Source organism: Pseudomonas sp. 2822-15, assembly GCF_002742515.1.
GTDB classification, from domain to species: domain Bacteria; phylum Pseudomonadota; class Gammaproteobacteria; order Pseudomonadales; family Pseudomonadaceae; genus Aquipseudomonas; species Aquipseudomonas salomonii.
The window spans coordinates 391,933-415,302 of record NZ_LJRY01000156.1 but is presented as its reverse complement, the minus strand read 5'-3'; the positions used below and the strand labels follow the sequence as shown (position 1 = coordinate 415,302).

The following is a 23,370-nucleotide window of genomic DNA, read 5'->3' as shown; positions in this document are numbered from 1 at the left end:
TTAAGGAGTTTTAAGCGTGAGTCTAGAAACAACTATTACGTCGCTGGTGACAGCGGCGAATAACTTGACCGCAGCGGTCAATGGAAAGATCGGTAGTATCAATGCGACGATGGCTGGGGCCTTGTCCCAGTTCAACGAGTGGCGCAGCCTAAAGGATGTTGAGGGGGATCCGAATTATCCAGGCACCATTCGCAGTACCATTCTTCAAGGCCATGTTTACGGTACTGGGGGTGTATATGAAGCATTGGCAATAGGCGATTTCAAGTCTACCGACTTGGGCGCGAGTACCAATGTATATATGCATTTTCAGATTCCGTTGAACCTTAATGTTAACGCAGAAATGTTTTGGTTTAATATCAAAGGTTACAGCTACGGGACGGCAAAAATTATAGATGAGACGTTGGTTGGGTACTGCTATCAACCCAATCGAACGCTGCACAACGTTTCAACCTTTGGCAATATGACACCTGCTGTTTACGTTGATGCGAACGGAAACATTGTTATGCGAATTTTGATTCCTAATATTTATTACACGACAGTCCGTATCGACACTATGCGAGTGGGTAATGGTCGTCTGTTTAATTTGGGTGATCTCAAAACCAAAGTTTCGCTGGCAGATACCGTCGTTTTTAGTTAAGGAGATAGAGCATGTCTGAAATATCTAGCAAAGATAGTTCATCTGTGGGTATAGCCGTGCCGACACCTGAAATTGAATGGGCAGCCATTCGCGCTCGTCGGGATCAACTATTGCGCTCAACCGACTTCACTCAGTTGCCGGACTATCCTGCCCTTGATGCGCAGCGAGCAGAAGTAGCGGCCTATCGTAAGGCTTTGCGTGACATCCCAGAGCAAGCGGCAGAACCTTCTAAGCTTGACTGGCCCGTAATGCCCACCTTTCTGAAATAACCCACCGCGAAAGCGGTTTTTTTTCGCCTCCCCAAAGCCCCTCACGCAGGGGCTTTGGCGTTTCTCTCTCGGAGAATTCCACCCGTGCACAACCGCCAAACCTACACCGTCCTCACCCCATTCCCCACCGAAGGTGGCCACTGGTCCACCGTCGGCGAAGAACTTGATCTTCTTGACGTCGAAGCATCCGCCCTGCGCACCGCCGGCCGTCTGGAATTGACCAGCGTCCTCAACTCCACCCCCAAGAAGGCTGATTGATCATGGCTGAGGTTTTGAACTTCGAGCACAACGGCATCACTGTGAATGCCACCGAATCCCCCGAGGCCATGGGTGGCCTGGGCGACAACGTTATCGGCCTGGTCGGCACCGCGCCGAATGCCCACGCGTCGATTCCGAAAAACGCGCCGTTTCGCATCAACAGCTTCACCACCCAGGCGCTGCTGGACCCTACCGGTGCCGAGTCGGGCACGCTGTTTCAGGCGGTGTACCAGATCCTCAAAGTGGTGAAAGTGCCGGTTTATGTGGTGATCGTGGAGGAGGGCGCAACCCCGGCTGACACGATCAACAATGTGATCGGCGGCAACGAGCCAACCACCGGCCGCAAGCTGGGCCTGGCGGCTTTGAGCAGCGTCCCGGAAGACCTGACCATCATCGGCGCGCCAGGCTTCACCGGCACCAAGGCCGTGGCCGGTGAGTTCGCGGCTTTCGGCAAGCGCATCAAGGCCCGTGTGGTGCTGGACGGCAAGGACGTCTCGGTCGCTGACCAGGTGACCTACAGCGGCGAACTGGGCGGTGCCGACCTCGGCTTCGACCGTTGCCTGCTGGTGCACAACCTGCCGTCGGTGTATTCCAAGGCGGCGAAGAAAAACGTGTTCCTGGCGCCATCCTCGTTGGCCATCGCCGCGTTGGCCAAGGTCAAGCAATGGGAAAGCCCTGGTAACCAGGTGACCTTCGCCGAGGACGTTTCCCGCGTGGTCGAGTACAACATCCTCGACACTTCCACCGAAGGCGACCTGCTCAACCGTTACGGCGTGAGCTACTACGCGCGCACTATCCTCGGCGGTTTTTCGCTGCTGGGTAACCGCTCCATCACCGGCAAGTTCATCAGCTACGTCGGCCTGGAAGATGCCATCAGCCGCAAGCTGGTCAAGGCCGGCCAGAAAGCCATGGCCAAGAACCTCACCAAGTCGTTCATGGACCAGGAGGTCAAGCGCATCAACGACTGGCTGCAAACCCTGGTCGCCGATGAAACCATCCCCGGCGGCAGCGTGTACCTGCATCCGGAATTGAACAGTGTCGAGAAGTACAAGAACGGCACCTGGTTCATCGTCATCGACTACGGCCGCTACGCGCCGAACGAACACATGATTTATCAACTCAATGCCCGCGATGAAATCATCGAGCAGTTCCTGGAGGACGTTCTCTAATGTTTACCAACCGTGTAAGACAGGCCATTGCCGCCACCCTTCAAGGCCTGCCGTTGTCCGCGACGGTCGAGGAGTTCACCCCGCCGAAGATCGAGTTCGACATGGAGCCCATGTCCGGCGGGCGCTTCATCGCCGAAGAAATGGCCAAGAGCGGCAAGGTGCTCGGCGCCACGTTGGTGCTGCAAGGTGCCGGCCCGGAAATCATGTTGGCCCTGGGCGTGCGCCTGGGTGACGACATCCTGCTCAACGTGCGTGAAGCCGGACAAGACCAGGACGGCAAAACCTACTTCACCTACCACACCGTCGGCGGCAAATTGAAATCCCTGGCCGAGGCGAAGCTGAAGATGGGCGACAAGGTCACCACCACCCTGGAGCTGTCCTGCCGCACCTACAACCGCCTGGAAAATGGCATTCCGGTGATCGACATCGACGTGCGCACCCAGAAGTTCGTACTCAACGGCGTCGATATTCTCGGCGATGCGCGCCGTGCGGTGCTGATGCCTTAAAGGCGAAGCGGGCACGGTCAATGTGGGAGCTGGCTTGCCTGCGATGGCATCACCTCGGTGCACCCGACATACCGAGTCGCCTGCATCGCGGGCAAGCCCGGCTCCCACATTGACTGCGCTGTATCTCAAAGATGCTTAACAAGGAATTGCCCCCATGGCCTGGATGCCACCGCTGCACATTCTGCTGTCTCCGATCACCGCCGACACTGGCGCGACGATCCGGCAGATTCAACTCAAACCGCTGTTCTACGCCGCGCAAAAAGCCGCGCTGGCCCGGGCCAGTGATGACGAGGACGACCAGTTTTTTGAACTGGCGAAACTCGCCACCGGCCTGTCGGAAAAAGAACTCGATCAGCTCAAGCGCCCGGACTACGTGAGCATCGCTCAGTACGTACATGACATGTCGACACGCCCTGCGTCGTTCTTCCTCGATCAGCCTGAAGAAGCGACCCACGACCAGCCTGTTCAGCTGTTGCTGGCCCTTGAGGCGGCCGGTCGCAGCCTGACCGAACTGTCTCTGGAAATGCCCGCCCTGCGCGCCACCAAGGTGATGAAAAAACTCGCCACCAACAAAGAACGCGCCGAGTTCATCACCGCGCATTGCACCGGTTTGATGATCCCCGATCTCGCCGGCCTGACCGTGCCCGACTGGACGCAACTGCAGGAGCGCATCGACGATTTTTTAAATCAACCGGCGGACTTCTTTCGCAGCGCGACATCGAAGTAATCCTCGATGTGGTGCCGCTGATTTACTCGGTCAATGAGGCGGAGATCCTCGACTGGGACGCCGGCAAAGCATTGCGCCGCTACGACATTGCGATCACTCGCCTTGGCGTTAAACAGGAGTAAGCGGGATGCAACAGAGTCAATTTGGAACGCGGCTCGCCCAGGAAGACAAGCTGTGGCTGCTTGGCGATGCGGACCTCGGCAGTGTGCTGGCACCTTTTAGTGCAGACCTTGCCGCGCCTGTCAGCCTGGATTCGGTGCCCCAGCCTGCGCCGCAGCCTGAGCTGACGTCGGCGTTGGTTACCGTCAGTGTGGACATCAACACGCTGACACAAGAGCAGGTCCGTTTGCGCGAGGCGTTGGAGACGCTCACCAGCACACTGTTTATTACCGGAAGTTCGCTGGCAACCCAGTCCACCCATGCCAGCACCGCAACCGCCACGGGCGAGCCGGTGAAGCCTGAGCCCGTTCCCCGCTCCTGGACCGACCAAGGCCTTGAGCTAGGCGCGGATGCCGCCAAGTTCGTCGGTAAGGAAGTGCTCAGCGGTTTGTGGGACAAGGCCAAGGACAGGATTTCCGGCCGCGCGCTGGATGCGGTGGCCGACCGTTTCCCGACCGCCGCCAAGTGGCTTAAAGAAGACAAAGGCAAAGACAAGGATGCGGGCAAAGGCAAGGAGTGCTGCTGCACGGGAGCGCTGCCAGCGGATATTCGTGGCCCACTTGAAACAGCCGCCGCGCAGATGCCTGAAAGCGTCGGCGAGACCACCAGAAAGAAAGACAAAGCGCGGCCCAAGGGCACTGCAAGCAAGCCGCGCGGCGCGCGTAAAAAGACCCGACAATCCAGATCACGTGAGGTTAAAACCAGCCTGGTCAGAACGTCGGCCGATATCAAATCGCAAGGTTCCGCCCCTGCTGCCAAGGTCCCGCTCCCGGTCAATGTCATGGGTCAACCACTGCTTGCGTTCGACAGCAAGCGAGCGGCGCAAGCCTCTACCCGGTCTCCGGTGAGTTCGTTTACTGCCTATGCGGCGCCTGCGGCAAAACGGACCGTGGCGCGTGGCACGTCCAAAGGCCTGACGGCCGGGTTATCGGGAGCGTTGGCAAAGCTGGAGTCGTCCGCCGCCCGCCGCCTCGGCCCACTGAGGTACGTCGACACCGCTATGGACGTGGTGCAGGGCGTACGTAACGGTGACGCCAAAGCTGTCGGTGCAGGCCTTACCTCGGCCGGTGGCGCCTGGGCCGGCGCCTCCGCCGGTGCCGCCATCGGCACGCTGATTTTTCCCGGTGTCGGCACCGCCGTCGGTGGCGCAATTGGCGGCCTGCTCGGCAGTGAGGCGGGCACCTGGCTTGGCGAGAAATTGTTCAGCACAAATGATCGCCTGCCCGCGCCTGGTGCGGTGAGCAAAGAGCTCAATGCCGCGCGCACGGACAACGTGCAAGTCACCCTTGCCCCGAGCATCCAGATCACCGGCGTCAACCCGGCCGACGCCCAGCAAGTCGTCAATCAGGTGATCCAGGCCCTGCAATTTCAGTGCATGCCGATGGTCACCGACGCTCTGGGCATTCGGCGCAACGCGGCGCTGGCTGACCCTTCAGGAGGTGATTGATGCGACAACAAATGGTCCTCGGCGACTTTATTTTTGGTTTGTCCCGAGGCTTTGCCTATTCCTCGTTGCTGCGCAGTACCGACGGTGGCTGGGCTGACCTGGCGATTATTGCCAGCAAACCTCTGTCACGGCAGAGCGGGCAAAAGCTGGAAAAACTCACGTTCAGCGGCACGGCGATGTACGCCGTCGGCATGCAACGATTGGACGAACTGCGCGCGCTGCAAAACGCACGGGCACCTCTGCCTTTGGTCGATGGCATTGGCCGCAACTGGGGCCTGTGGCGGATCAATTCAGTTGTGGAAACCCAGAGCAATGTGATCGACGACGGCACCGCCATGCTCATGACCTGGACCCTGGAATTAGAGGAATTCGTCAATGCGTAGAGTGCGAAGTATTGCCGGTGATTCGGTCAACCTGCTGCTCTACCGCGAGGTGGGGCGTTGCGACGACGCGGCGGAAGAAACCCTTTGGCGTCTGAACCCCTTACTGGCCGAATACGGTCCGGTGCTGCCGGCTGGCGTGTGGGTCATCGTGCCGGAAATGCAAGCGCGGCCGGCTGCTGTGCGGCCTGTTCTGGCGTGGGATTAAGGAGGCGACATGGCACAGGGATTTACGCCGATCGTGGAGTTTTATGGCGCTAATGCCGCGCTGCTTAATCAACGCCTGATGCATTGGAGCCATACCGACGCCGCAGGTATCGAGTCTGACCGGCTGGAGTTGACCCTCAATATCGAGGGGCTGGAAGGTTTGCCCAGCCTGAGCGGCAAGATCGGTTTGCGCGTGGGTTTTCAGGAGTCAGCGCTGGTGGAAAAAGGCGAGTTCGTGATCACGCAGCGCACGCCCGTGCTGTTTCCCATGCGCTTGATGATCGTGGCGACAGCCGCACCTTTCAGCATGCTCGACGCCAGCGGTTATCGTCAGCGCCGGTCGGCCAGTTACGGGCCAACCACGTTGGGCGCACTGTTTCGCCAACTGGTCAGTCGCCACGGGTTTTCACCGCGTGTGGCTCCTGCGCTGGAAGGCATTGCGATTGCCCATATCGACCAGTCCAATGAAAGCGACATGGCGTTCATCACCCGCCTTGCCAAGCGCTACAGCGCGGTCACCAAACCAATCAACGAGCTGTACGTGCTGGCCGAGGCGGGGCAGGTTAAATCGCTTTCCGGCCAACTATTACCGCAGGTGAAGCTGTCCGTGACCCAGGATAATCGCCCCGGTGACCAGGCCTTCATCACTGCCAAGCTCGACGAAACGTCTCGCTCCAAATACATGGGCAGCCGCGTGACCTGGTGGGATGCCGCAGGTGGCAAACAGCAGGTAGTCGAGGTGGGGGTGGCCCCGTTCAAAACCTTGCGTCAGCGCTGCCAGAACCAAGCCGAGGCGCGTGCCGTGGCTGAAGGCGAACTGCGTCGTGTGGGACGCGAAGGCTTGAAACTGGTGATCGATTGCCCTGGCAACCCGCTGCTGGCCGCTGAGGGCTTGCTGGTGCTGGATGAAACCTGGCCTTCGTATATGCAGGGCCAGTGGTCGATGAAACAGGTGGTGCATGTTGGCGATCCGGTGACTGGGTATCGCAGTTCGATTACAGCGAATGGGTTGTCGGCGTGAACAGGTAAGTCATTCGAAGCAGCAGTTCACCGATGTTGGAGGAACTTATGTTGAGAGAGCTTCGATGCGGAAACTGCAAAAAACTCCTTGCTCGAATAGGTGAGGTTACAGAACTCCAGATCAAATGTTCCCGTTGCGGGACGTTGAACCATGTGAAGGCCACGCGCCTCGAGCCATCGCCCATGAGCGCCATACGCCCAATATAGAGGCCTGAACTTAAATCAGCTCAGTAACGGAGTTTAAAATGGAAAACGCAAACTCAGCGTCTCAAACCTTGCAAGATCTTTGGACCCAAGTGCAACCGGTGGATAACACCGGCATGCTTAGGCGCGTGGTTTTTGGGGACGGCAAGTTTTATGCGGCTGGTGGCAACGGTCTTCCAACAACCACTCAGCTTGTCAGCGGAAACGCAACTGGTACAGCGTGGACCAAGCTTAAGGACGTCGTCACCTCTGATAGCGCAAAGGTCCTCAATGACCTGTACTGGAACGGTCTTGGGACACAGCTTCAAGCCGTTTCTCAATCCGGCAATGTGGCCTACGGCAGCACAGCACGCCCTGAAAGGGCTTGGACAAACATTACGGCAACTGTTCGCGCGTCCGGAGACTTGCAAGGCATTGTGTATTATCAGCCAATTTCCGGCAGCGACGCGACCTGGATACTGGTTGGGTCTAACGGTAAAGTCTTTTCCCGTTATGGCGATTGGTCAGGCCAGGTGGAGCGCACTACGACCTTCACTTCTGACGAGACTGTGTACTGCGTCAACGTCATTGGCGTTTTTGTGTTGGTTGCGGGATCGAATGGGAAGCTGCTTAGCGCTGTGAAGATGGCGACGGGTAATCCGCAATCATTCTCGACCGTAACCAGCACCTTCGGCACTAGCACCATCCTTTCCATGAAGCTTTGCAACGGGAAAATGTTTATCGTTGGTGCGGATGGCAAGATGGCATATTCACCCGATGGGCTTAACTGGACTGCTGTTGCAGATACCAGTTTCGGTGGAACCATCATCCGCGACATTGCTTACGGTAATGGCAAGTATGTAGCTGTCGGCGACGGCGGCAAGACAGCCGTTTCCGAGGATGGGATCGGCTGGGTTCAGCAAGCCAACACTTTCGCAGGAACCGATATCCGGAGCGTCGCCTACGGCAACGGCAATTTTATCGCTGTTGGTGCAGGCGGCAAGATTGCTTACTGGACTCCATGATCTTCTATCTCCTTGCGTAATAGAGCCCAGCCGTCGCGCTGGGCTTTTTATTGCCTGATTTTCCCCAAGCCCTCAGAGCCTCTGACTTGTCACGCTGATGAGGGACCTATTCAGGGCCTCGGCATTCGCTGGGGCTTTTCGTGTCTGGAGGTTCAGCATGCTGCTCAGAAGTCTCGAAGAGGCGAAGCCATTTATGGTGGTCGACGGCATTGCATGCGCCTACTACGCGCAGATCGGTGCTACCGAAATCGAAAATGCAAAACAGGCCGACTCGATTACACCAGAGCAGCGCTGGTTCCTGAAAGGGCTCACCTTCGGACCTATCAATCGTTAATTCCAGGCCTCGCCATTGAACGGGGACGTTTGCCTTAAGCCGTTCGTCCGTTGATTGGCACTGACCATGACGTGCCAGCCTCCCATGTTCAAGCGCGGATATCCCGAGCATAAAAAAGGAGAGTCAGCATGGACATCGATAAGAATGCGCCAGGCAATATTTCTCAGCAGGAAGTCACACGCGGCACTGATAACGAGACAGGGCATGACCCAAGGCGTGATGAGGACAAGATCCCGCTGCCGCCTGACGACGATGCACCTCTCGAAGAGGATATGTCGGATGTGGACGCCGCTGATTCAGTAGCGAGCGAGCATCCTGACAACTGAGTAAAATCAGCTAACAAACCCGGCGATTGTGTCGGGTTTTTTATTGCCCACGGAAAGGGTAATTCAGCAAAAGGAATTTGCAGGTGTTGAAAGAATTCAGATGCGGTAACTGCAAAAGACTTCTCGCCCGCACGGGTGGGGTTACAGAGCTCCAGATCAAATGTTCCCGATGCGGGACGTTGAATCATGTGAAGCCCGCGAGCCTCGAGCAATCGCCTTTGAGCGACATGAAAGCGGAATCTTCCGCGACAAGTCATTCGACTCCATAGGTGAATACACATGAACACTATATTGAACTTCATCGTCTCTGAGAGCGCCAGGTCGCAGTATTTGCGTGCGGTTAATTCAAGGCGCGTGTGCTGCGTAATAGCTAAAGGATGGATAGGAAAAAGGGAGGCTCTATGTTTACGATTGACTACAACACTTATCGCACGCTTAAACCTTACGGCAAACGTGTACGTTTCCTGGTGTTGCACTACACCGCGTTGGACTTTTCTGGCTCGGTCAAATCGCTGACCACCGGGGCTGCAAGTGCGCATTATCTGATCCCGGATCCAATCGATCCGAGCTACATTGCGGCGGGCTTCAAAGGGCAGAAGATTTTCAGTCTGGTGGCGGAAGAGGACCGTGCGTGGCACGCAGGTGTCAGCCAGTGGGCCGGTCGTTCAGGGTTGAACGACACCTCTATCGGTATCGAGATTGTTAACCAGGCCACGGATGTCGACGGCGTTTTCAACTTCCCTTACTACCAGGCTTCGCAAATCAGAGCCCTCAAGCAATTGGCGAGGAACATCCTGCAACGTTACCCGGACATGTCGCCGAAAAACGTGGTAGGCCATTCCGATATTGCGGTCGGTCGCAAATCAGACCCCGGCCCCAAGCTTCCCTGGAAAGACCTTGCGCAGGCAGGTATCGGCGCCTGGTACGAGGATTCAGTCAAAGACAAATACCTCCAGCAATTCAGTGGCGAAATTCCTGAGCGTGACCAAGTGGTTCAGGCGTTTTCCCGCTATGGCTATGGCATTGAAACGCCCATTTCCGATGGTTTTTTCAGTGCGCTGGTACGGGCTTTTCAACTGCACTTTCGGCCTGAAAACCCTGATGGCGTGCTGGATTGCGAAACCTGCGCGATCTTGTATGCACTGAATGAAAAATACGCCTGAGTTCGTGTGGCACTCAAAGCTCGATCTTCATTTCTAGGCGCCGAGGAGGGCAACATGGTCCTGTCCGAGCAACAGTTAGTTAAAGTCTTACCACGCTCACGGCTTAAAGCCGGCGTTTTCATTTCTGCGTTAAACGCCGCCATGTCACACCACCAAATCATCACACCTGAGCGCATGGCCGCATTTCTTGCCCAAATCGGCCACGAATCCGGCCAGTTGCTCTATGTGCGAGAACTGGGCAGCGATCAATACCTGAGCAAATACGACACCGGCACCCTGGCGGCGCGTTTGGGCAACACCCCCGAGGCCGACGGCGATGGCCAGAAGTATCGGGGCAGGGGGCTTATCCAGATCACGGGGCGGCGCAATTACCTCGCCTGCAGCCAAGCGTTGTTTGGCGACGACCGTCTGTTGCAGCAACCGCAACTGCTGGAGCGGCCGCAATGGGCGTGTGAGTCCGCTGCCTGGTTCTGGCAGAGCAATGGTTTGAATGAACTCGCCGACAAAGACCAGTTCACCACCATTACCCGGCGCATCAATGGCGGGCTGAACGGGCTGGACGAGCGTTTGCAACTATGGGCACGGGCGAAGGCGGTGCTGGGCGTTTCCTGAGGTGGCGTGCGCGTCGTCGGCCGTTAGCGTCTTGATGCACTCTGCAACTTGCATGGCCGATAGGCTCCTGTAGGGTAGGCAAACCCCCGCCCATTCCTGGAGACGACCGTGAAGGAAATCACTCAACTGGCCGCTGATCTGGGTCGCCGTTTGCAGGTGCTCAATGCCCACGTCACCACTGCCGAGTCGTGCACCGGTGGTGGTATCGCCGAAGCCATCACGCGCATACCGGGCAGTTCGGCGTGGTTTGAGGCCGGGTATGTCACTTACTCCAATCGGCAGAAGACCCGGCAGTTGGGCGTACCGGAGGCGTTGTTCGCCAAGGTCGGCGCCGTCAGCCAGGAAGTGGTGGAAGCGATGGTGCGCGGCGCGCAGGAAAAAAGCCTGTCGCGCTTTGCCGTGGCGGTCAGCGGTGTCGCGGGGCCAGACGGCGGTTCACCGGACAAACCGGTGGGCACCGTATGGCTGGCGTTCGGCGTGGGCGATGAGGTGACGGCCGAGCTGGCGCACTTCCCCGGTAACCGCGACGAGGTCCGCCGACAAACGGTAAAGGCCGCACTGGAGGGCTTGTTGCGACGAGCTGCAGCAGAAATCGAAAATCAGGGGTAGGCGATCCCGGATCTTTGTGGAACAATACTGTCTACTTATACAGGTGTTGGCCGTCAGGCCTTATTGATTACGTGAGGACTTTAATGGACGACAACAAGAAGAAAGCCTTGGCTGCGGCCCTGGGTCAGATCGAACGTCAATTCGGCAAGGGTGCCGTAATGCGTATGGGCGATCACGACCGTCAGGCGATCCCGGCTATTTCCACTGGCTCTCTGGGTCTGGACATCGCACTCGGCATTGGCGGCCTGCCAAAAGGCCGTATCGTTGAAATCTACGGCCCTGAATCTTCCGGTAAAACCACCCTGACCCTGTCGGTGATTGCCCAGGCGCAAAAAATGGGCGCCACCTGTGCGTTCGTCGACGCCGAGCACGCCCTGGACCCTGAATACGCCGGCAAGCTGGGCGTCAACGTTGACGACCTGCTGGTTTCCCAGCCGGACACCGGTGAGCAAGCCCTGGAAATCACCGACATGCTGGTGCGCTCCAACGCCATCGACGTGATCGTGGTCGACTCCGTGGCTGCCCTGGTACCGAAAGCTGAAATCGAAGGCGAAATGGGCGACATGCACGTGGGCCTGCAAGCCCGTCTGATGTCCCAGGCGCTGCGTAAAATCACCGGTAACATCAAGAACGCCAACTGCCTGGTGATCTTCATCAACCAGATCCGTATGAAGATCGGCGTGATGTTCGGCAGCCCGGAAACCACCACCGGTGGTAACGCGCTGAAGTTCTATGCTTCGGTCCGTCTGGACATCCGCCGTACCGGCGCGGTGAAGGAAGGTGACGAGGTGGTGGGTAGCGAAACCCGCGTTAAAGTCGTGAAGAACAAGGTGGCTCCGCCATTCCGTCAGGCTGAGTTCCAGATTCTCTACGGCAAGGGTATCTACCTGAACGGCGAGATGATCGACCTGGGCGTACTGCACGGTTTCGTCGAGAAGTCCGGTGCCTGGTATGCCTACAACGGCAGCAAGATCGGTCAGGGCAAGGCCAACTCGGCCAAGTTCCTGGCGGACAACCCGGATATTGCTGCCACGCTTGAGAAGCAGATTCGCGACAAGCTGCTGACCCCAGCGCCGGACGTGAAAGCTGCTGCCAACCGCGAGCCGGTTGAAGAAGTGGAAGAAGCTGACACTGATATCTGAAGCAAACGATGACTGTGGTACTGGATACACTCGTCGCCGTTCGGCGCACCGCGATGGACCTGCTCGCTCGCCGCGAGCATGGTCGAGTCGAGCTGACGCGTAAACTGCGTCAGCGCGGTGCAGAGCCCGAGATGATCGAAACAGCCCTGGACCGTTTGACGGAAGAGGGGCTGCTTTCCGAAGCCCGTTACCTTGAAAGCTTTGTCTCCTACCGCGCGCGCTCCGGCTACGGCCCAGCGCGAATTCGTGAAGAGCTGAGCCAGCGTGGCCTGCAACGTGCCGATATCGACCTTGCCCTGCGTGAGTGCGGTATCAGTTGGCAGTCGCAGTTGGAAGATACCTGGCGGCGCAAGTTTGCCGGCCATTTGCCGATTGATGCCAGGGAGCGTGCAAAGCAAGGTCGCTTCCTGAGTTATCGTGGGTTTTCGATGGACATGATCAGTCGGTTGCTCAGCGGCCGAGACATGGACGATTAAGTCTTCAGGCTGGTAAAAATCTAAATGTGGGAGCTGGCTTGCCTGCGATAGCAGTGGGTCAGCAACCTATAAGCTAGCTTGCAAACCGCTATCGCAGGCGAGCCAGCTCCCACATCGGATTGTGTTGGCTGCTGAGATGCCAGACCTCGGTAAAACAAAAGGCCCACTACGACAGTAGTGGGCCTTTTTTTTTGCCTAAAAAATCACGCCGGCTCCGGCGCCACCCGCTGCTGCGTCTTCCCCTGAGCCTGGGCCCAGTTCTCCGGCAAATTGATGTAGTCCACCAATTCCCGCAGGCGGCCCTGATCACGGCCATTGAAGTTGAACACCAGGCGGGTCAAATGGCTGAACCTGGGCTCATCGTGTTCCTCGCCTGTGTAAGCAAGCTGTTGAAACTCACCACTCAGGCGCAGGCTGGCGAACTCTGTCTGCAAGTGGGCCAAGGCCCGTTCACTGAGCCGGTGGTTCATGCGCACCACAAACTCACGCTTCAACCAACGGGTGGAGTGGAAGTTGGCATAGAACTGGTTGATTTCCGCCACCGCTTCTTCAGCGCTGTAGACCAGGCGAACCAGCTTGAGGTCGGTGGGCAGGATATAGCGATTGGCCTCGAGCTGGTTGCGGATAAAGTCCAGCGCGCCTTGCCAGAAACCGCCACCGGGGGCATCCAGCAGCACCACCGGCACCAGCGGGCTCTTGCCGGTCTGGATCAGGGTCAGGACTTCCAGCGCTTCATCCAGGGTGCCGAAACCGCCTGGGCACAGCACCAGCGCGTCGGCTTCCTTGACGAAGAACAGCTTGCGAGTGAAGAAAAAGTGGAAAGACAGCAGGTTGTCAGTGCCATCAATGGTCGGGTTGGCGTGCTGTTCAAAGGGCAGCGTGATGTTGAAACCCAGGCTGTGCTCCAGGCCAGCCCCTTCGTGGGCGGCAGCCATGATGCCGCCGCCGCCGCCGGTGATCACCATCAGGTCCGATTGTGCCAGCAGTGCCCCGACTTCCCGGGCCAGGGCGTATAACGGGCTTTCGAGCGGCGTGCGTGCCGAGCCGAATACGGTCACCTTACGGCGGCCCTTGAACTGTTCCAGTACGCGGAAGGCATTCTCCAACTCGCGGATCGCCTGCAAGGTGATTTTGGCGTTCCAGCGGTTGCGGTCGTCCTGCGCCATGCGCAGCACGGTGAGGATCATATCGCGATAAAGAGGGATGTTCGGGCTGTTGGGAGCGACCAGCTGGAGTTGTGCGTCGACCTGCTGGGTGAGGTCAGCGCCGTTTGCTTCAAAATGCCGGAGCAGGCGGTCATTCGGTTCGTAAGGCATTCAACTTCTCCTTCTTCACAGAACCTGGGCCATCGGCGAGAGATTCGTCCGCGGCCACGACACTGCATGTGTCGCTGCACGCCCTTGGCGTTGCACGGTGTTCGCCAGGCGGCAAAACGGGCTCTGTATGTTCCTTGTGATTTGGAAACCTTTGCACTGCAAGTCGCAGGAGGGCAACCCTCTTTTGCCCTGAGAATGTTACAGAACCGCGTGAAAAACGCAGTAGATGGGCTGCCGGGATGGCTTGATGATGAGCCGAAAAACCCATGGCTGGCAACCGCTTATTGGTCACTCATCACGCAGTTTAGTCGTTGCCGGGCAAATGCAGCGGGGGAGGTGTGCGCCACCGGACAGTCGCGCACAGAGATCGAGCAGCGGTTTACTTTTTCTTCTTGGCGGCCGCCGGTGCCGGGCAATCGGCTTCCACAAACTTGACCGATGCTACCGGGCGGTTGGTCTTGTTCTCGGTGATTTCATAACGCATCACGGCGCCCTTGGCCATCAGCTCGCGATAGCCTTTGTTCAGGCATACGCTCTGACCCAGCTGGAAATACACAGCCTTGGGGTTGGCGCGCATCTGTTCGGCACGGTCAGGTAGCACACTGAGGTGATCAATCAGTTGCATGCCTTCAACGGTGTAGGCCACTTCCAGGGTTTTTGCATCGATTTCCCGGGGCAGGTCTTTGTTGCTCTCGGCCGCGACGCTTTGCAGCTTCCTGTTCATTTGGGCCTCCAGCAACGACGCCGCGTGGGCGCCCAGGGGCAGGACCAGCGCAAGCGCGACGGATGGGGCAACAAGGCGCAGCATGGAACGCAGCATGAAACTCTCCTGATTCGGTTACTGGTGCATAGACCAGCCACTGCGCTGTGCGTTCAGTGGCGCGCAATTATAGGGGACCGCTTGCCACTACAGCCAGGCGTATCGCTGGTAAACTGCGGCCACTTAGTCTTGTTCGAGTTTTTTCTGTGTCGATTGACCTCTGCTCGCGGTGCGCCCGATGAGCCACGCCGTCTCCCGCTTGCGTACCCAGCGCCTGGCGCGCGCCGTCCGGCCGTTTCTCAACCGGGGTTCGCGTGCCGAACGTTGCCCCGGTTGCCGGGTGATTCCCGAGTACTGCCTGTGCGCCTGGCGCCCGACAGTGCAGGCCCGCTCGGCCATGTGCCTGTTGATGCATGACGTGGAACCGATGAAACCCAGCAACACCGGCTGGCTGATCGCCGATGTGATCGACGACACCACCGCGTTCGCCTGGTCACGCACAGAAGTGGCCCCTGAGTTGCTGAGCTTTTTAGCCGACCCGCAATGGCAACCGTATATCGTGTTTCCGGGCGAATTCGTGGTGCCTGAGCGAGTGTGCAGTGAGGTGAGGGTGCAAGACGGCAAGCGCCCGCTGTTCATTCTGCTGGATGGCACCTGGAGCGAGGCGCGCAAGATGTTCCGCAAAAGCCCATACCTGGAACACTTGCCGGTGTTGAGCCTGGCGCCTGAGCAGCTGTCACGCTACAAGCTGCGCCGGTCCAAGCGCGATGATCATTTCTGTACCGCCGAAGTGGCGGCGCTGTGCCTGGAACTGGCCGGCGACGCAGCGGCCAGTGAAGTGCTGGATGCCTACCTCGATGTGTTCAGCACGCATTACCTGGCCGCTAAATTCCAATTGCCGGTTGACCCTGCGGACAGCGTGCACACGCGGCTTGCGCCTTATATCCCCGCGGTATAACCAGACGACGTTTGCATGATGGCACCGCAAACCCGCGACCGGCTAAAATGCCCACGGGCGTAGTGCTTGACCCCCTAGGCTACGCTGGGCATGCTGGGCGCCGATTGGGGCGTAACCGTGACTTTTCAGTGTCGTTTCAGGTGTTTTTGATGCTGAGTGTGCCCTGTGGCGATGGCTGCCTGGCTGTTGCCTTGTGTACTGGCGAACCCTGAACCCATCAGGGCTCCCATAAAAAACAGGATCATTTAATCGATGGCCACATACGAAATCCTGATAGCCGATGACCATCCGCTGTTTCGCAGTGCGCTGCATCAGGCCGTTACCTTGGGCCTTGGCCCTGACGTGAACCTGGTCGAAGTGGCCAGCATTGCCGAACTGGAAACCCGCCTCAACGAAAAGTCCGACTGGGACCTGGTGCTGCTCGACCTGAACATGCCGGGTGCCTACGGTTTCTCGGGGCTGGTGCTGTTGCGCGGGCAGTACCCGCAGATCCCGGTAGTCATGGTCTCGGCCCAGGAAGACGCCGATGTGGTGGTGCGCTCCAAGGAGTTTGGTGCCAGCGGGTTCATTCCCAAGTCGAGCGCCATGGAAGATATCCAGAACGCCGTGCGCAAGGTGCTGGACGGCGATGTGTCGTGGCCGCCGCAAGCGTTTGAAGAAATCAACGTGTCCGACGAAGCCAAAGCCGCCCGTGATGGCCTTGCCAGCCTGACGCCTCAGCAATTTCGGGTGTTGACCATGGTCTGCGAAGGCTTGTTGAACAAGCAGATTGCCTATGAGTTGAGTGTGTCGGAAGCGACCATCAAGGCCCACGTGACGGCGATCTTCCGCAAGCTCGGCGTGCGCACTCGCACTCAGGCGGCGCTGCTCCTGCAACAACTTGAGTCAATTTCGCAGCATTAAGCTGTGCCCGATTCACGCTTTTTTGACTTTGCGTGATCTAGTTTCCCCACTTCTTTGGTTCAGTTGCCTACATCTATGTCGCCTTTCAAGGGTCAAACCGGTATCAAACGTATCTTCAACGCAGGGGGCTATTCCCTGGATGGCCTGCGCGCAGCATTCACCGGCGAGGCGGCATTCCGTCAGTTGGTGTTGCTTAACGTGATCCTGATCCCGTTGAGCTTCTTCCTGCACGTCAGTCGGGTCGAGCGCGCCTTGCTCATCGCGGTCTGCTTGCTGGCCTTGATCGTTGAGTTGCTCAACTCGGCAGTGGAAGCGGCCATCGACCGGATTTCCCTCGACCGCCACCCGCTGTCGAAAAACGCCAAGGACATGGGCAGCGCCGCGCAATTCGTAGCGCTGACCATGATCACCCTGGTGTGGGCCGTGATCCTGGTCTAAGCCTCAGGCAATGTTCGGCAGCACGATCTCGTCGCTGCGCTGAACCCCGGCGGTGAAGGCGCGGCACAGTTCCAGAAACTCGCGCATCGCCGAGGTCTGGTACTTCTGTTTATGCCAGATGAAATAAAACTGCCGGGCCAGGTCCAGGTCCGGGGTTTCCACCGGCACCAAACTGCCACGCCGGAACGCATCGCGTAGCGCCAGCCGGGAAATACAGCCAATTCCCAACCCTGACTCCACTGCACGCTTGATCGCCTCGGTGTGTTCCAGCTCCAGGCGGATATTCAGCGCGCTGCGGTGATGGCGCATGGCCTGGTCAAAGGTCAGGCGCGTGCCCGAGCCCTGTTCGCGCAGGATCCATGCTTCATGGGTCAGCTCTTCCAAGGTCGCCACACCGCGCTTGGCCAAGGGATGCTGCGGCGCACAGAACACCACCAGCTCATCCTCGACCCAGGTTTGTACCTCGATGTCCGGGTGGCTGCAGTCACCTTCGATTAGACCCAGGTCAATTTCGTAATGCGCCACTTGGTGCACGATATTGGCAGTATTCTGCACATGCAGCTTCACCTGGCTCTCAGGGTGCTGCTGCATGAAGCTGCCGATCAGCAGGGTCGCCAGGTAGTTGCCGATGGTCAGGGTGGCGCCGACCGCCAGGGAGCCAAAGCCGGACTTGCCGTTGAGCAGGTCTTCGATCTCCTTGGCCTGGTCGAGCAGGGCCACGGCCTGGGGCAATAGCTGATGGCCGAGGGCGTTGAGGCTCAGGCGTTTGCCCGCGCGGTCGAATAATTGGCAGCTGGATTGACGCTCCAGCTCGGTGATCGAGGTGCTGGCGGCGGATTGAGATAAGGCCAGAAGGCCAGCAGCGCGTGAGACGCTTTCCTGCTGGGCGACGGCGACGAAGACTTGCAGTTGACGTAGAGTAAATCGCATATCGATATAACCGATAACCCTTATCTTAATAATCCAGTTAACAGATATTGTCGCCGCCATTAGAATGCTGTGCAATTGCGCATCTCATCGTTGGCGCAGACCCATTTCCAGGAGTTCCCCGTACATGAGCAACATGAACCACGAACGTGTCCTCAGTGTTCATCACTGGAACGACACGCTGTTCAGCTTCAAGTGCACCCGCGATCCGGGCCTGCGCTTCGAGAACGGTCAGTTCGTGATGATCGGCCTGCAACAGCCCAACGGCCGCCCACTCATGCGCGCTTACTCCATTGCCAGCCCGAACTGGGAAGAGCATCTGGAGTTCTTCAGCATCAAGGTGCCCGATGGCCCGCTGACTTCCCAATTGCAGCACTTGAAGGAAGGCGACGAGATCATCATCAGCAAAAAACCGACAGGCACCCTGGTGCTTGACGATTTGAAGCCGGGCAAACATCTGTACCTGCTCAGCACCGGTACCGGTCTGGCGCCGTTCATGAGCGTGATCCAAGACCCGGAAACCTACGAGCGCTTCGAAAAAGTGATCCTGTGCCACGGCGTGCGTTACGTCAACGAAGTCGCTTACCGCGAATTCATCACCGAGCACCTGCCGCAGAACGAATTCTTCGGCGAGGCGCTGCGTGACAAGTTGATCTACTACCCGACCGTGACCCGCGAGCCGTTCGAAAACGAAGGCCGCCTGACTGACCTGATGCGCAGCGGCAAGCTGTTCAGCGACATCGGCCTGCCGCCGATCAACCCCGAGGACGACCGCGCCATGCTGTGCGGCAGCCCGAGCATGTTGGACGAGACCAGCGAAGTGCTGAACAGCTTCGGCCTGAAAGTTTCGCCACGCATGCGCGAGCCGGGTGATTATTTGATCGAGCGTGCGTTCGTCGAGAAGTAAACACTGCTCAAAAAAATGTGGGAGCCGGCTTGTGTGGGAGCTGGCTTGCCTGCGAAAGCATCACCTCAGTTCAACTGAACGACCGAGGTGTCTGCATCGCAGGCAAGCCAGCTCCCACATGAGCGGCTCCCACAGTTGTTTTCGGCGTTTACCTGGCTGGAACCACTTCAAGCACACAAATCAGGCCCGCCTCTGGATAGTGCCAGCGCACATCCACATCCCAGAACTGCGCGCCGTATTCACGCTCAGGCCCTGGCGTCTGATACGCCGGCCGCGGGTCCTGGGCCAAACACTGCTCGATCAACGCCACCAGCGGCTCCTCAAGGCGCTGCGCATGGCCTTGCGCCTGCAACAGGGCGGCCTTCAGCCACTGCACGGCAATCAGTTGCGGCGCACTGCTGGCGATGCTGTTGGTAGCGGTGTCGATGATGTCGGCATAGGGCACATACGGCTTGATATCCAACACCGGCGTGCCATCGAGCAAATCGATCCCGGACACCCACAAGCGGCCTGGCTCGACCTTGTCCAGCTTCACCACCGACTGGCCAATACCATTGGGCCGGTGTGTAGCGCGAGTGGCAAACACACCCATTGAGGCGTTGCCGCCCAGGCGCGGCGGCCGCACTTTGAGGCGCGGCTTGTCTTCCAGGGCCTGGTGGAACAAAAACAGCAGCCACACGTGGCTGACCTGCTCCAGGCCCTGCACCGCCTCGCCCTGGTCGAACGGCGCCACCAGCTCCAGCACGCCACGGGCGGCCGGCGCCAACTGCGGCTGGCGCGGGATGGCGAACTTCTCCTTGAAGCAGGAACGCACGAAGCCGACAGGCGAGACCGAGTAGCTCATGGCTTACGCACGAACCCGCAGAGTCAGGCCCTTGAGGAAATTGCGCAGCAACTGGTCGCCACAGGTGCGGTAGTTGGTGTGGCCGAACTTGCGGAACAGCGCGCTCAGCTCAGGCTTGGACACCGGGAACTCAGCCGCCTTGAGGATGGCGTGCATGTCGTCTTCCTTGAGTTCGAAGGCCACGCGCAGCTTCTTGAGGATGATGTTGTTGGTCACCGGAGTTTCGATCGGCTGCGGCGGACGGCTGTCGTCCTTGCCACGCTTGAAGATCACCAGGCCATCAAGGAAGTGCGCCATGACGTCGTCCGGGCAGAACACAAAACCTTCTTCCTCGTCTTTCTTGAGGTAGGTCAGCAGGTCTTCCTTGGTGACGTCCATGCCGCCGAGCTTGATGATCTCGACCATCTTGTTGTCGCTGATGTCGAGCATGTAGCGCACGCTGCGCAATACGTCGTTGTGAATCATGGTGGGCAATCCTGGTATTCAACTGAGGGCACCGCGCAAAGTTGCCGGTGCCGGGAAAAGGGGAGCGGCTTAGAACTTTTCTTTGCCGGACAGGTAACGCCATTGGCCGACCGGCACTTTGCCGATGGACACGCCGCCAATGCGGATGCGACGGATGGCGATGACTTTCAGGCCGACCGCCTCGCAAAACAGGGCGATTACGCCCGGCTGCGGGTTTTTCAGCGCAAAGCGCAGGCGGTTTTCGTTCTGCCAGCTGGCTTTGACGGCCGGCAGCTCTTTGCCTTTGTAGGTCAGGCCGTGGTTCAGACGGTTGAGGCCATGGGCAACCATGTCGCCCTCGACCTCCACCACGTATTCCTGCTCGATCTTGGCGGCATCGGCGGTCAACTTGCGCAGAATCTTCCAGTCCTGGGTAAACACCAGCAGGCCGCTGGCCTTGGCCTGCAGGTCGGCACTGGCGGTCAGGCGCAGGAAATGGCCCTTGAGCGGGCGCTTGCTGAAACGGTGCTCTTCGGACAGCGACTCGGCGCTGATCGAGGCCATCGCCGTTTCCACATCCACGCCCACCGGGGCGTGCAGCAGGATGGTCACCGGTTCCGGCACAGTGGCTTTAGCCTCTGGGTCCAGCTCGACCTTCTGGGTGGTGACCTTGAATTGCGGTTCGTCGATCACTTCACCGTCCACCGAGACCCAGCCGCCTTCGATAAACAGCTCAGCCTCCCGACGGGAGCAACCGACCAGTTCGATAAGGCGTTTGGAGAGGCGTATGGGGTCAGTCATGACAAGGGCCGTAGCAAAAGGGGGCGGCTATTGTACCTGTGTGGGCGCGGTTAATCCCGGACCCATTTCAGCACGGTGGCTTTTTGTGGGCGCTGGCCTGTGTGGGAGCCGGGCTTGTGTGGGAGTCGGGCTTGCCCGCGATGCAGACACCTCGGTCGTGCATTTGGAATCGAGGTGATGCCATCGCAGGCAAGCCAGCTCCCACATTGGCGCTGTCAGCCACTGCGCCGTTGCTGTTGGCGCAAGCGCATATGCAGCAGCGGGTACGGCTGGCCAAGGCCATCATGCTCGGCACGTCCGATCACCTCGAAACCCTGCTTGAAGTAAAACCCCAGGGCCTGGGGGTTTTGCTCATTAACGTCCAGCGCATCGGCATTCAGGTGCTCGATCGCATAACCCAGCAGTTGCCGACCCAAGCCCTGGCCACGGTATTGCGGGTCGATAAACAGCATCTCGACCTTGCCCGCCGCCACCCCGGCAAACCCGGTGATGCGCTGGCGCGCGTCCTTGGTGCAGATCAGCATCACCGCGTCCAGGTAGCGCGTCAGCACCAGCTCTTTGAGCACTACGATGTAGCTGTCCGGCAAAAAATCATGGGTCGCCCGCACGGAGTCTTCCCAGATTTGCGCCAATTGCGCGTAGTCGCTGGTTTTAGGTGTGTGGATAAACGAATGCTGACGCATGCCCGCTGCCCCTTGCCGATGATCGGTGCTGATGGGCAAACGATAGACCTAAAAAAGCCCCGCATCTTGTTCAGACACGAGGCTTTTTCAATTTTTCACGCCGATCGTTCCCACGCTCTGCGTGGGAATGCCTCGCCGGACGCTTTGCGTTCGCAGAGCTAGTCGCGCTTTTCAGCCCACAGGTCGTACTCGTCGGCATCCGTCACGGTACACCAGACCTTGTCACCCGGCTTCAAGCCGCTGGCATCGTCGATAAACACGTTACCGTCGATTTCCGGCGCGTCGAAGAAGCAACGGCCCACTGCGCCTTGCTCGTCGACTTCGTCGATCAGCACTTCGATTTCCTTGCCGATGCGCAGTTGCAGGCGCGCCGAGCTGATGGTCTGCTGGTGCGCCATGAAACGCTCCCAACGCTCCTGCTTGACGTCGTCCGGCACGATGGCCGCATCCAGCAGGTTGGCCGGCGCGCCTTCCACCGGCGAATACTGGAAGCAACCGACGCGATCCAGCTGCGCTTCGGTCAGCCAGTCCAGCAGGTACTGGAAGTCTTCTTCGGTTTCGCCAGGGAAGCCGACGATAAAGGTCGAACGGATGATCAGCTCCGGGCAGATCTCGCGCCAGTTCTTGATGCGCGCCAGGGTCTTGTCTTCAAAGGCCGGGCGTTTCATGGCCTTGAGGACTTTCGGGCTGGCGTGCTGGAACGGGATGTCCAGGTACGGCAGGATCTTGCCGGCGGCCATCAACGGGATCAGCTCGTCGACGTGCGGGTACGGGTAAACATAGTGCAGGCGCACCCATACGCCCAGGCTGCTCAAGGCTTCGCACAGTTCGGTCATGCGGGTTTTGACCGGCGCGCCGTTCCAGAAACCGGTGCGGTATTTCACGTCGACGCCATAGGCGCTGGTGTCCTGGGAGATCACCAACAGCTCTTTAACGCCGGATTTGACCAGGCGCTGGGCCTCGTCGAGTACATCGCCCACCGGGCGGCTGACCAGCTTGCCGCGCATCGACGGGATGATGCAGAAGCTGCAGCTGTGGTTACAGCCTTCGGAAATCTTCAGATACGCGTAGTGACGCGGCGTCAGCTTGATGCCTTGCGGCGGCACCAGGTCGATCAGCGGGTTGTGGTCCTGACGCGGCGGCACCACCTGGTGAACGGCATTGACCACCTGCTCGTACTGCTGCGGGCCGGTCACGGCCAGCACGCTTGGGTGCACGTTGCGGATATTGCCTTCTTCCACGCCCATGCAGCCGGTGACGATGACCTTGCCGTTTTCCTTGATGGCTTCGCCGATCACTTCCAGGGACTCAGCCTTGGCCGAGTCGATGAAGCCGCAGGTGTTGACCACCACCACGTCGGCGTCCTGGTAGGTGGACACAACGTCATAGCCTTCCATACGCAGTTGCGTAAGGATGCGCTCGGAGTCGACCAGAGCCTTTGGGCAACCCAGGGATACAAAGCCGACCTTGGGGTTGGCTTTTGCGATGGTGGTGGACATGTCTAACCTCGGTATTGAATGACGCCGCCAGTCGGGCACGACACGGCGGTAGACGGGCGCTTGGTGCGCCTCTGATCAAAAAGTGCGCAATTCTATCGGCGGGCAGCGCGCTTGACCAGCTTTATACGGGGAAATGCGACGAGTGCTGCGCTATGCTTCGCGCCGTTGCACACGGGTGAAAGCCCGGGGTCAATAAAACGTCTGTTACGAGAAGTAAAACAGCGCATGCTAGGGTCAGCTT

The 23,370-nt window shown here is 58.7% G+C and carries 32 protein-coding genes; 24 read left to right on the top strand and 8 right to left on the bottom strand.

Annotated features, from left to right (window positions below; translation table 11 throughout):
* Positions 1-16: 16 nt before the first annotated feature.
* From AOA59_RS03660 to recX, 20 genes are all read left to right on the top strand, one after another.
* Complete coding sequence (locus AOA59_RS03660) at positions 17-637, top strand: hypothetical protein (RefSeq protein ID WP_099485970.1); 621 nt, start codon at positions 17-19, stop codon at positions 635-637.
* An 11-nt stretch (positions 638-648) separates the two neighbouring features.
* Positions 649-906, top strand: coding sequence for a tail fiber assembly protein (locus tag AOA59_RS03655; RefSeq protein WP_099485968.1), 258 nt, complete (start codon positions 649-651; stop codon positions 904-906).
* Positions 907-990: 84 nt separating this feature from the next.
* Positions 991-1,164 (top strand): hypothetical protein, encoded by a 174-nt coding sequence (locus tag AOA59_RS32625; protein WP_178076233.1) that lies wholly within the window; start codon positions 991-993, stop codon positions 1,162-1,164.
* A 2-nt stretch (positions 1,165-1,166) separates the two neighbouring features.
* Positions 1,167-2,333 (top strand): hypothetical protein, encoded by a 1,167-nt coding sequence (locus AOA59_RS03650; protein WP_058421629.1) that lies wholly within the window; start codon positions 1,167-1,169, stop codon positions 2,331-2,333.
* On the top strand, positions 2,333-2,839 hold the full coding sequence (locus AOA59_RS03645) for a phage major tail tube protein (RefSeq protein ID WP_058421630.1): 507 nt from the start codon (positions 2,333-2,335) through the stop codon (positions 2,837-2,839). Before AOA59_RS03650 ends, AOA59_RS03645 begins: the two co-directional genes overlap by 1 nt.
* A gap of 154 nt (positions 2,840-2,993) precedes the next feature.
* Positions 2,994-3,566: a phage tail assembly protein gene (locus tag AOA59_RS03640; protein ID WP_099485966.1), complete on the top strand. Its 573-nt coding sequence runs from the start codon at positions 2,994-2,996 to the stop codon at positions 3,564-3,566.
* A gap of 127 nt (positions 3,567-3,693) precedes the next feature.
* Positions 3,694-5,172 (top strand): tail tape measure protein, encoded by a 1,479-nt coding sequence (locus tag AOA59_RS03635; RefSeq protein ID WP_099485964.1) that lies wholly within the window; start codon positions 3,694-3,696, stop codon positions 5,170-5,172.
* On the top strand, positions 5,172-5,555 hold the full coding sequence (locus tag AOA59_RS03630; RefSeq protein WP_099485962.1) for a phage tail protein: 384 nt from the start codon (positions 5,172-5,174) through the stop codon (positions 5,553-5,555). Before AOA59_RS03635 ends, AOA59_RS03630 begins: the two co-directional genes overlap by 1 nt.
* On the top strand, positions 5,548-5,760 hold the full coding sequence (locus AOA59_RS03625; protein ID WP_099485960.1) for a tail protein X: 213 nt from the start codon (positions 5,548-5,550) through the stop codon (positions 5,758-5,760). The genes AOA59_RS03630 and AOA59_RS03625 overlap by 8 nt, the downstream gene beginning before the upstream one ends.
* A 9-nt stretch (positions 5,761-5,769) precedes the next feature.
* Positions 5,770-6,780, top strand: a complete 1,011-nt coding sequence (locus tag AOA59_RS03620; protein WP_069786213.1) for a contractile injection system protein, VgrG/Pvc8 family — start codon at positions 5,770-5,772, stop codon at positions 6,778-6,780.
* 47 nt (positions 6,781-6,827) lie between these two features.
* Positions 6,828-6,986, top strand: coding sequence for a Com family DNA-binding transcriptional regulator (locus AOA59_RS03615; RefSeq protein WP_074854399.1), 159 nt, complete (start codon positions 6,828-6,830; stop codon positions 6,984-6,986).
* Between the two features lie 38 nt (positions 6,987-7,024).
* Positions 7,025-7,987, top strand: coding sequence for a hypothetical protein (locus AOA59_RS03610; RefSeq protein WP_065928925.1), 963 nt, complete (start codon positions 7,025-7,027; stop codon positions 7,985-7,987).
* A gap of 157 nt (positions 7,988-8,144) precedes the next feature.
* Positions 8,145-8,321: a hypothetical protein gene (locus AOA59_RS32365; RefSeq protein ID WP_158235224.1), complete on the top strand. Its 177-nt coding sequence runs from the start codon at positions 8,145-8,147 to the stop codon at positions 8,319-8,321.
* Between the two features lie 128 nt (positions 8,322-8,449).
* Positions 8,450-8,647: a hypothetical protein gene (locus tag AOA59_RS03605; protein WP_056857599.1), complete on the top strand. Its 198-nt coding sequence runs from the start codon at positions 8,450-8,452 to the stop codon at positions 8,645-8,647.
* Positions 8,648-8,724: 77 nt separating this feature from the next.
* Complete coding sequence (locus AOA59_RS03600; RefSeq protein WP_099485958.1) at positions 8,725-8,916, top strand: Com family DNA-binding transcriptional regulator; 192 nt, start codon at positions 8,725-8,727, stop codon at positions 8,914-8,916.
* Positions 8,917-9,048: 132 nt separating this feature from the next.
* On the top strand, positions 9,049-9,810 hold the full coding sequence (locus AOA59_RS03595) for an N-acetylmuramoyl-L-alanine amidase (protein WP_099485956.1): 762 nt from the start codon (positions 9,049-9,051) through the stop codon (positions 9,808-9,810).
* Between the two features lie 54 nt (positions 9,811-9,864).
* The gene (locus AOA59_RS03590) at positions 9,865-10,422 is read left to right on the top strand and encodes a glycoside hydrolase family 19 protein (protein ID WP_099485954.1); all 558 of its coding nucleotides are present in this window, start codon (positions 9,865-9,867) and stop codon (positions 10,420-10,422) included.
* Positions 10,423-10,530: 108 nt separating this feature from the next.
* On the top strand, positions 10,531-11,031 hold the full coding sequence (locus tag AOA59_RS03585; RefSeq protein ID WP_065928928.1) for a CinA family protein: 501 nt from the start codon (positions 10,531-10,533) through the stop codon (positions 11,029-11,031).
* An 83-nt stretch (positions 11,032-11,114) separates the two neighbouring features.
* On the top strand, positions 11,115-12,173 hold the full coding sequence (gene recA / locus AOA59_RS03580) for a recombinase RecA (RefSeq protein ID WP_048720087.1): 1,059 nt from the start codon (positions 11,115-11,117) through the stop codon (positions 12,171-12,173).
* Between the two features lie 8 nt (positions 12,174-12,181).
* Positions 12,182-12,649, top strand: coding sequence for a recombination regulator RecX (gene recX / locus AOA59_RS03575; protein ID WP_034118389.1), 468 nt, complete (start codon positions 12,182-12,184; stop codon positions 12,647-12,649).
* Between the two features lie 203 nt (positions 12,650-12,852).
* On the opposite strand, the gene AOA59_RS03570 is transcribed toward recX, so the two are convergent.
* Positions 12,853-13,965, bottom strand: coding sequence for a TIGR00730 family Rossman fold protein (locus tag AOA59_RS03570; protein ID WP_065928929.1), 1,113 nt, complete (start codon positions 13,963-13,965; stop codon positions 12,853-12,855).
* 379 nt (positions 13,966-14,344) lie between these two features.
* Positions 14,345-14,785, bottom strand: a complete 441-nt coding sequence (locus AOA59_RS03565) for a PA3611 family quorum-sensing-regulated virulence factor (protein WP_065928930.1) — start codon at positions 14,783-14,785, stop codon at positions 14,345-14,347.
* A 178-nt stretch (positions 14,786-14,963) separates the two neighbouring features.
* Here AOA59_RS03565 and AOA59_RS03560 point away from each other — a divergent pair, with 178 nt between their 5' ends.
* From AOA59_RS03560 to AOA59_RS03550, 3 genes are all read left to right on the top strand, one after another.
* Complete coding sequence (locus AOA59_RS03560) at positions 14,964-15,683, top strand: tRNA-uridine aminocarboxypropyltransferase (protein WP_099485952.1); 720 nt, start codon at positions 14,964-14,966, stop codon at positions 15,681-15,683.
* A gap of 252 nt (positions 15,684-15,935) precedes the next feature.
* Entirely contained in the window at positions 15,936-16,586 is a 651-nt protein-coding gene (erdR, locus tag AOA59_RS03555) for a response regulator transcription factor ErdR (RefSeq protein WP_065928932.1), read from the top strand.
* Between the two features lie 75 nt (positions 16,587-16,661).
* Entirely contained in the window at positions 16,662-17,024 is a 363-nt protein-coding gene (locus AOA59_RS03550; RefSeq protein WP_010563454.1) for a diacylglycerol kinase, read from the top strand.
* Positions 17,025-17,027: 3 nt separating this feature from the next.
* On the opposite strand, the gene AOA59_RS03545 is transcribed toward AOA59_RS03550, so the two are convergent.
* Entirely contained in the window at positions 17,028-17,954 is a 927-nt protein-coding gene (locus AOA59_RS03545; RefSeq protein WP_178076232.1) for a LysR family transcriptional regulator, read from the bottom strand.
* A 124-nt stretch (positions 17,955-18,078) separates the two neighbouring features.
* Here AOA59_RS03545 and fpr point away from each other — a divergent pair, with 124 nt between their 5' ends.
* Complete coding sequence (gene fpr / locus AOA59_RS03540; protein WP_003189055.1) at positions 18,079-18,858, top strand: ferredoxin-NADP reductase; 780 nt, start codon at positions 18,079-18,081, stop codon at positions 18,856-18,858.
* Positions 18,859-19,006: 148 nt separating this feature from the next.
* Here fpr and tsaA read toward each other — a convergent pair whose 3' ends face one another.
* The 5 genes from tsaA to rimO form a co-directional block, all read right to left on the bottom strand.
* Positions 19,007-19,702: a tRNA (N6-threonylcarbamoyladenosine(37)-N6)-methyltransferase TrmO gene (gene tsaA / locus AOA59_RS03535; RefSeq protein ID WP_099485949.1), complete on the bottom strand. Its 696-nt coding sequence runs from the start codon at positions 19,700-19,702 to the stop codon at positions 19,007-19,009.
* A gap of 3 nt (positions 19,703-19,705) precedes the next feature.
* A complete protein-coding gene (locus tag AOA59_RS03530) occupies positions 19,706-20,167 on the bottom strand; it encodes a DUF1456 family protein (RefSeq protein WP_056857589.1) in 462 nt (153 codons plus the stop codon).
* Between the two features lie 69 nt (positions 20,168-20,236).
* Positions 20,237-20,947 (bottom strand): rRNA pseudouridine synthase, encoded by a 711-nt coding sequence (locus tag AOA59_RS03525; RefSeq protein ID WP_065928935.1) that lies wholly within the window; start codon positions 20,945-20,947, stop codon positions 20,237-20,239.
* Positions 20,948-21,162: 215 nt separating this feature from the next.
* Positions 21,163-21,630 carry a GNAT family N-acetyltransferase gene (locus AOA59_RS03520; RefSeq protein WP_099485947.1) on the bottom strand — a complete coding sequence of 156 codons (468 nt, stop codon included), beginning with the start codon at positions 21,628-21,630 and terminating at the stop codon, positions 21,163-21,165.
* Positions 21,631-21,788: 158 nt separating this feature from the next.
* A complete protein-coding gene (rimO, locus tag AOA59_RS03515) occupies positions 21,789-23,129 on the bottom strand; it encodes a 30S ribosomal protein S12 methylthiotransferase RimO (protein ID WP_099485945.1) in 1,341 nt (446 codons plus the stop codon).
* Between the last annotated feature and the right edge of the window lie 241 nt (positions 23,130-23,370).

Coding starts and splice junctions, on each gene's coding strand:
- AOA59_RS03655 (WP_099485968.1), top strand. CDS start 649: ATGTCTGAAATATCTAGCAAAGATAGTTCATCTGTGGGTATAGCCGTG.
- AOA59_RS03650 (WP_058421629.1), top strand. CDS start 1,167: ATGGCTGAGGTTTTGAACTTCGAGCACAACGGCATCACTGTGAATGCC.
- AOA59_RS03645 (WP_058421630.1), top strand. CDS start 2,333: ATGTTTACCAACCGTGTAAGACAGGCCATTGCCGCCACCCTTCAAGGC.
- AOA59_RS03640 (WP_099485966.1), top strand. CDS start 2,994: ATGGCCTGGATGCCACCGCTGCACATTCTGCTGTCTCCGATCACCGCC.
- AOA59_RS03635 (WP_099485964.1), top strand. CDS start 3,694: ATGCAACAGAGTCAATTTGGAACGCGGCTCGCCCAGGAAGACAAGCTG.
- AOA59_RS03630 (WP_099485962.1), top strand. CDS start 5,172: ATGCGACAACAAATGGTCCTCGGCGACTTTATTTTTGGTTTGTCCCGA.
- AOA59_RS03625 (WP_099485960.1), top strand. CDS start 5,548: ATGCGTAGAGTGCGAAGTATTGCCGGTGATTCGGTCAACCTGCTGCTC.
- AOA59_RS03620 (WP_069786213.1), top strand. CDS start 5,770: ATGGCACAGGGATTTACGCCGATCGTGGAGTTTTATGGCGCTAATGCC.
- AOA59_RS03615 (WP_074854399.1), top strand. CDS start 6,828: ATGTTGAGAGAGCTTCGATGCGGAAACTGCAAAAAACTCCTTGCTCGA.
- AOA59_RS03610 (WP_065928925.1), top strand. CDS start 7,025: ATGGAAAACGCAAACTCAGCGTCTCAAACCTTGCAAGATCTTTGGACC.
- AOA59_RS32365 (WP_158235224.1), top strand. CDS start 8,145: ATGCTGCTCAGAAGTCTCGAAGAGGCGAAGCCATTTATGGTGGTCGAC.
- AOA59_RS03605 (WP_056857599.1), top strand. CDS start 8,450: ATGGACATCGATAAGAATGCGCCAGGCAATATTTCTCAGCAGGAAGTC.
- AOA59_RS03595 (WP_099485956.1), top strand. CDS start 9,049: ATGTTTACGATTGACTACAACACTTATCGCACGCTTAAACCTTACGGC.
- AOA59_RS03590 (WP_099485954.1), top strand. CDS start 9,865: ATGGTCCTGTCCGAGCAACAGTTAGTTAAAGTCTTACCACGCTCACGG.
- recA (WP_048720087.1), top strand. CDS start 11,115: ATGGACGACAACAAGAAGAAAGCCTTGGCTGCGGCCCTGGGTCAGATC.
- recX (WP_034118389.1), top strand. CDS start 12,182: ATGACTGTGGTACTGGATACACTCGTCGCCGTTCGGCGCACCGCGATG.
- AOA59_RS03570 (WP_065928929.1), bottom strand. CDS start 13,965: ATGCCTTACGAACCGAATGACCGCCTGCTCCGGCATTTTGAAGCAAAC.
- AOA59_RS03565 (WP_065928930.1), bottom strand. CDS start 14,785: ATGCTGCGTTCCATGCTGCGCCTTGTTGCCCCATCCGTCGCGCTTGCG.
- AOA59_RS03560 (WP_099485952.1), top strand. CDS start 14,964: ATGAGCCACGCCGTCTCCCGCTTGCGTACCCAGCGCCTGGCGCGCGCC.
- erdR (WP_065928932.1), top strand. CDS start 15,936: ATGGCCACATACGAAATCCTGATAGCCGATGACCATCCGCTGTTTCGC.
- AOA59_RS03550 (WP_010563454.1), top strand. CDS start 16,662: ATGTCGCCTTTCAAGGGTCAAACCGGTATCAAACGTATCTTCAACGCA.
- AOA59_RS03545 (WP_178076232.1), bottom strand. CDS start 17,954: ATGCGATTTACTCTACGTCAACTGCAAGTCTTCGTCGCCGTCGCCCAG.
- fpr (WP_003189055.1), top strand. CDS start 18,079: ATGAGCAACATGAACCACGAACGTGTCCTCAGTGTTCATCACTGGAAC.
- tsaA (WP_099485949.1), bottom strand. CDS start 19,702: ATGAGCTACTCGGTCTCGCCTGTCGGCTTCGTGCGTTCCTGCTTCAAG.
- AOA59_RS03530 (WP_056857589.1), bottom strand. CDS start 20,167: ATGATTCACAACGACGTATTGCGCAGCGTGCGCTACATGCTCGACATC.
- AOA59_RS03525 (WP_065928935.1), bottom strand. CDS start 20,947: ATGACTGACCCCATACGCCTCTCCAAACGCCTTATCGAACTGGTCGGT.
- AOA59_RS03520 (WP_099485947.1), bottom strand. CDS start 21,630: ATGCGTCAGCATTCGTTTATCCACACACCTAAAACCAGCGACTACGCG.
- rimO (WP_099485945.1), bottom strand. CDS start 23,129: ATGTCCACCACCATCGCAAAAGCCAACCCCAAGGTCGGCTTTGTATCC.